The organism is Ideonella sp. P3_A4, from assembly GCF_056403075.1.
This window is the reverse complement of record NZ_JBFUGE010000486.1, coordinates 1-4,549: the sequence shown is the minus strand read 5'-3', so window position 1 is coordinate 4,549 and position 4,549 is coordinate 1. Positions and strand designations below refer to the sequence as shown.

The 4,549-nt window shown below is 65.9% G+C and carries 6 protein-coding genes; 2 read left to right on the top strand and 4 right to left on the bottom strand.

The window, feature by feature from the left end:
* Positions 1–33: 33 nt before the first annotated feature.
* Together kdpA and kdpF are read right to left on the bottom strand one after the other, a co-directional pair.
* A complete protein-coding gene (gene kdpA, locus AC1DYI_RS27375; RefSeq protein ID WP_477207279.1) occupies positions 34–1,830 on the bottom strand; it encodes a potassium-transporting ATPase subunit KdpA in 1,797 nt (598 codons plus the stop codon).
* Positions 1,827–1,919 carry a K(+)-transporting ATPase subunit F gene (gene kdpF / locus AC1DYI_RS27370; protein ID WP_477207278.1) on the bottom strand — a complete coding sequence of 31 codons (93 nt, stop codon included), beginning with the start codon at positions 1,917–1,919 and terminating at the stop codon, positions 1,827–1,829. The genes kdpA and kdpF overlap by 4 nt, the downstream gene beginning before the upstream one ends.
* A 322-nt stretch (positions 1,920–2,241) precedes the next feature.
* Between kdpF and AC1DYI_RS27365 the strand changes: the two genes are divergently transcribed.
* The gene (locus AC1DYI_RS27365) at positions 2,242–3,123 is read left to right on the top strand and encodes a plasmid replication/partition related protein (RefSeq protein WP_477207277.1); all 882 of its coding nucleotides are present in this window, start codon (positions 2,242–2,244) and stop codon (positions 3,121–3,123) included.
* Positions 3,124–3,339: 216 nt separating this feature from the next.
* Entirely contained in the window at positions 3,340–3,750 is a 411-nt protein-coding gene (locus tag AC1DYI_RS27360; RefSeq protein ID WP_477207276.1) for a response regulator, read from the top strand.
* A gap of 47 nt (positions 3,751–3,797) precedes the next feature.
* Here AC1DYI_RS27360 and AC1DYI_RS27355 read toward each other — a convergent pair whose 3' ends face one another.
* Entirely contained in the window at positions 3,798–4,337 is a 540-nt protein-coding gene (locus tag AC1DYI_RS27355) for a cytochrome b/b6 domain-containing protein (protein WP_477207275.1), read from the bottom strand.
* 5 nt (positions 4,338–4,342) lie between these two features.
* Positions 4,343–4,549, bottom strand: a 207-nt coding sequence (locus AC1DYI_RS27350) for a PepSY domain-containing protein (protein ID WP_477207274.1), incomplete at its 5' end; no start/stop codon positions are given.

Genomic DNA, 4,549 nt, shown 5'->3' with positions numbered 1-4,549 from the left:
GCGCGGGGTCAAACAGAGCAAGTGTTTTGCGGGTCATGAATGGCTCCACAGCACGAGGTGTTCGACGACGGGGCCGAGCGCCAGTGCGGGCACATAGTTCAACAGGCCGATCAACAGCACGGAGCCAATCAGCAACGAGACAAACAGCGGGCCGTGGGTGGGAAGAGTGCCTTCGGTGGCGCCAATGCGCTTCTTCGCCGCCAAAGAGCCGGCAATCGCCAGCACCGGCACGATCACGCCGAAGCGGCCGAACCACATCGCCACCGCCAACAGCACGTTGTAGAACGGCGTGTTGGCCGAGATGCCGCCAAAGGCGCTGCCGTTGTTGTTGCCGGCGGAGGTCAAGGCATAGAGGATTTCCGAGAAGCCGTGCGCGCCCGGGTTGGCGACGCCGGCGCGGCCGGCATCGGCCATCACGGCGATGGCCGTGCCCAGCAACACCAGCAGCGGCGTGACGAGGATGGCGATCGACACCATCTTCATCTCGTAGGCCTCGATCTTCTTGCCCAGGTATTCCGGCGTGCGGCCGATCATCAGCCCGGCGATGAAGACCGCCAGGATCGCGAACACCAGCATGCCGTACAGGCCGGCGCCGACGCCGCCGAACACCACTTCGCCCAGTTGCATCAGCACCAGCGGCACGCCGCCACCCAGCGGGGTGAACGAATCGTGCCAGCCGTTGATGGCGCCGCACGACGCGGCCGTGGTGATGGTGGCGAACAGGCCGGTGGCGGCGATGCCGAAACGGGCTTCCTTGCCTTCCATGTTGCCGCCCGGTTGGGTGGCACTGGCGGTCTGGTCCACGCCCAGCGCGGTGAACTGCGGGTTGCCCTGTTGCTCGAAGGTCATCGCCCCGATGGCGAAGACCACGAACAGCACCGACATCGCGGCATAGACCGTCCAGCCCTGGCGCTGGTCACCGACCATGCGGCCGAAGACGAAGCACAGTGCCGCAGGAATGGCGAAGATGCTGAGCATCTGCAGGAAGTTCGACAGCGCCGTCGGGTTCTCGAAGGGGTGCGCCGAGTTGGCATTGAAGAAGCCGCCACCGTTGGTGCCGAGCATCTTGATCGCCAGCTGCGAAGCCACCGGTCCCATGGCCAGGGTCTGCGTTTCGCCGCTCTTGTCGACCATCACCGGCTGGCCCTTGTCGTCCTTGACCGGCTGGCCATCGGCACCCATTTGCTGCTCTTGCCAGGTCACCGGCTCGACGGTCCGCACCTCGGTGTAGCTGGAGAAGTTCTGGACCACGCCCATCCCACCGAGCACCAACGCGAACACGAACGACAGCGGCAGCAGCACCCACAGCGTCGCACGGGTCAGGTCGACCCACACATTGCCGATCGCCTTGGCCGAGTGGCGTGCGAAACCGCGCACCAGCGCAATGACAACGACGATGCCGGTGGCGGCAGACAGGAAGTTCTGTACTGTCAGACCCAGCATCTGGGTCAGGTAGCTCATCGTTGTTTCGCCACCGTAGCCCTGCCAGTTGGTGTTGGTGACGAAGCTGATCGCGGTGTTGAACGCCGAGTCGGGCGTCACCGCGCCCATGGCTTGCGGGTTCAGCGGCAGCACGCCTTGCAGGCGCTGCAGCGCATACACCGCGATCACGCCCAGGCCGTTGAAGGTCAACAGGCCGGTGGCGTAGCGCAGCCAGCCCGACTCATGCTCGGGCTTGATGCCGGCGAGGCGGAACAAAGAGGTTTCGAGCCGGCGGCCGAGCGCAAAGCGCCCTGCCATCACGGCGTCGATCATGCGGGCCAGGGGCCAAGCGATGGCGACCAGCACCACCATGTAGACCACCAGCAGCGTCCATGCCGAGGCGGTCATGAGAAGTCCTCCGGCCGCAGGAGCACGGCCACGAGGTAGACGAACAGGCCGGCTGCCAGAAGGCCGGCGACGATGGTCCACGCGTTCATTGCTTGCTCTCCCGCGTACGAATGCGGTCGCAGCCGCGGGCAAGGCCCCAGATGGCCAGCCAGAAGACGGCGGCCAGGCCCAGGTACGTGATGTCCATGACACCCTCCATGTTGATGACCGGATGCTAGGAATCCAGGCATCAAGACGGGCTCAAGACTGAGCCGGCGGGTATCAAGAAGGCATCAAGACGCGCGCTTCAGGGCGGCCGCTGCATCTAGCAGGTCGCGGCGCAGCGTCAAGCGCCATCGGCGCGGTCCTGCGTGGGCGGTTTCGGCCCCTCCCTACAATGCCCGCCCTTTGCAGCTGTTCGAATCCCGCGTCATGGACATCGTCGTCAACGAAGAACTCAAGGCCTATATCGACCCGTTGACTGCGGAGGAGTACGAGGCGCTGGAGCGCAGCATCCTGGCCGAGGGCTGCCGCGATGCGCTCGTGCTGTGGGGCGACGTGCTGGTCGATGGGCACAACCGCTACGGCATCTGCCGCAAGCACGGCGTGCCGTTCCAGACGGTGCAGAACCCCCGCTTCCAGTCGATCGAGGACGTGCACCTGTGGATGATCGACCAGCACCTCGGCCGCCGCAGCATTTCGGATTTCCAGCGTGGCGTGCTCGCCTTGCGCAAGCGCGAGATCGTGGCCGAGCGCCGCGCCCGGCGCACCACCCCGGACGCCGTGCCTGATGCATCCACTGCTGCTGCACCGGACAGTGGCGCACCTACGGCAAACACACCCGAATCGCTGGACACGCGTGAAGCGCTGGCCAAGGCCGCGCGGCTGAGCAGCAACCAGGTCGTGATGATCGAGAAGATCCAGAAGCAGGCCGCGCCTGAACTGGTGGCCGCCGTCAAGGCCGGCTCGATCTCGATCAATGCCGCGGCTGCCGTCTCCACGCTACCGGCAGAAGAGCAGGTCGCCGCCGCTGTCGCCGGCAAGGACGAGCTCAAGCAAGCGGCCAAGCGTGCGCGCGAAGCCAAACGCAAGCCGACCAGCGAGACGGCGGGTGAGACTGCTGAAGCGCCGGTAGCGTCAGGCACCGCCGAGTCGGAAGACACGATCGAGTCCCTGCGCCAGCGCGTGGCCGCCCTCACCGCCGAAAACGCGGCTTTGCGCCAGCAGGTGGCCCGTCTTCAGCAGCAGATGCAGGATGGTGGCGACCCCGCCATTGAAACCGTCGCGGACGTGTCGACGCCGCCCTGGGGCTGATCGCAAAGCGCGCGAGACCTCCAGCGAACCAGGCCGCGGCCCCAGCACGGTTCCCATGCGCCCGTCGGGGTTTGAGGTTGCCGTGGCGGCCAAAAGATGAAGAATCCCGGTTGCGCCCCACGCGCATGGGCGCAAGCTTGACCAAAACTCCATCGCTGGCCGTCGCTCGAGGGTGAGAGGGCCTTTGGTTTTGACTTTGCTGTATCGGGAGCTCCAATGGCTTCCTCTGTCCTCTGGCCGGGCCACCGGCGAGTCCTGGTGGTCGATGACGACATCGGCCACGCCTACCCCCTGGCCGACATGGTCGAGGCGCTGGGACACCAGTGCTGGGTCGTCCGCGACGGCTATGCCGCCGTCAACCGTGCCTTCCATGTGCAGGCCGACATGGTGCTGCTCGCGACCGAACTGCCGCTGATGTGCGGGTTCGAGGTCTGCCAGCGCTTGCGAAAGAACAGCCTGGGCCACCCGGTCCAGATCGTGGCGATATCGAACTCCGGCGACGACGACGAGCGACGCGAGGCCGTGGATTGCGGCTTCGATGAACTGGTCGTCAAACCGGTGGACGGCAAGACGCTGAGCCGATTGCTCCAGCGAGGCAACGTCGAGGACCGACGTCAAGCGGCATAGCGTGGCCTTGGACGGCGGCCCAGCGCTGAGCCCGCCGACCCGAGGGCTCAGCGCTCGCCGCGCTTGCGGCCCGTGAGCATGGCGCCGGGCAGGTTCTCGCGCCAGCGCCAGCTCATCAGTGCGACGCCCGCCAGGTGCAGCGCCACACACACCAGCAGGACGTCGGCAATCGCCTCGTGCAGGTCGGTGACGCGCTCGTCGCCCCAAAACGCATCGAGCCGACTGACCCAGCCGGTCAGGCCCAGCAGCAGCACCAACAGCCACAGCAGCCAGACCATCCACAAGCCCAGCGGATCGTGGCCGATCGTGCGTGGCGCGCCGTTGCGAAGGTATCGAGTGGTCTGCGAGACGGAGGGCATCAGCGCAGCCCAACCACCGTGGCCGCGGGCCCACGCGGCCCACAACAGGCGCGCGGCAACGACGCCGACTGCTACGTAGCCCACGGTGCGGTGCAGCTGGTCGCCGTCGTCGCGCACCAGGTCGAACAATACGCACAGCGCCAGCAGGCCGTGCGACATGCGAACGGCCAGGTCCCACACGGAAACCCGGCCGTCGGTGGCGTCCTCCCTCGGGCGGGAGTCCGGCATGGCTTTTACTTCTCAATCTCAGACTTCACCGGCTCCAGCGTCTTGGCGTCGTAGTAGATCTCGACCTTCTTGCCTTCCTTGTTCTTGCCGTAGATCTCGTAGCAGTTGCCGTCGACCTTGAACTTGTTGATCGTGTAGCCCTGTGCTTCGATCTTGGCCTTGGCGTCGGCTTCTTTCATCCACTCGGCCTTGGGGTAGGCCTTGCAATCTGC

Coding starts and splice junctions, on each gene's coding strand:
- AC1DYI_RS27360 (WP_477207276.1), top strand. CDS start 3,340: ATGGCTTCCTCTGTCCTCTGGCCGGGCCACCGGCGAGTCCTGGTGGTC.
- kdpA (WP_477207279.1), bottom strand. CDS start 1,830: ATGACCGCCTCGGCATGGACGCTGCTGGTGGTCTACATGGTGGTGCTG.
- AC1DYI_RS27365 (WP_477207277.1), top strand. CDS start 2,242: ATGGACATCGTCGTCAACGAAGAACTCAAGGCCTATATCGACCCGTTG.
- AC1DYI_RS27355 (WP_477207275.1), bottom strand. CDS start 4,337: ATGCCGGACTCCCGCCCGAGGGAGGACGCCACCGACGGCCGGGTTTCC.
- kdpF (WP_477207278.1), bottom strand. CDS start 1,919: ATGAACGCGTGGACCATCGTCGCCGGCCTTCTGGCAGCCGGCCTGTTC.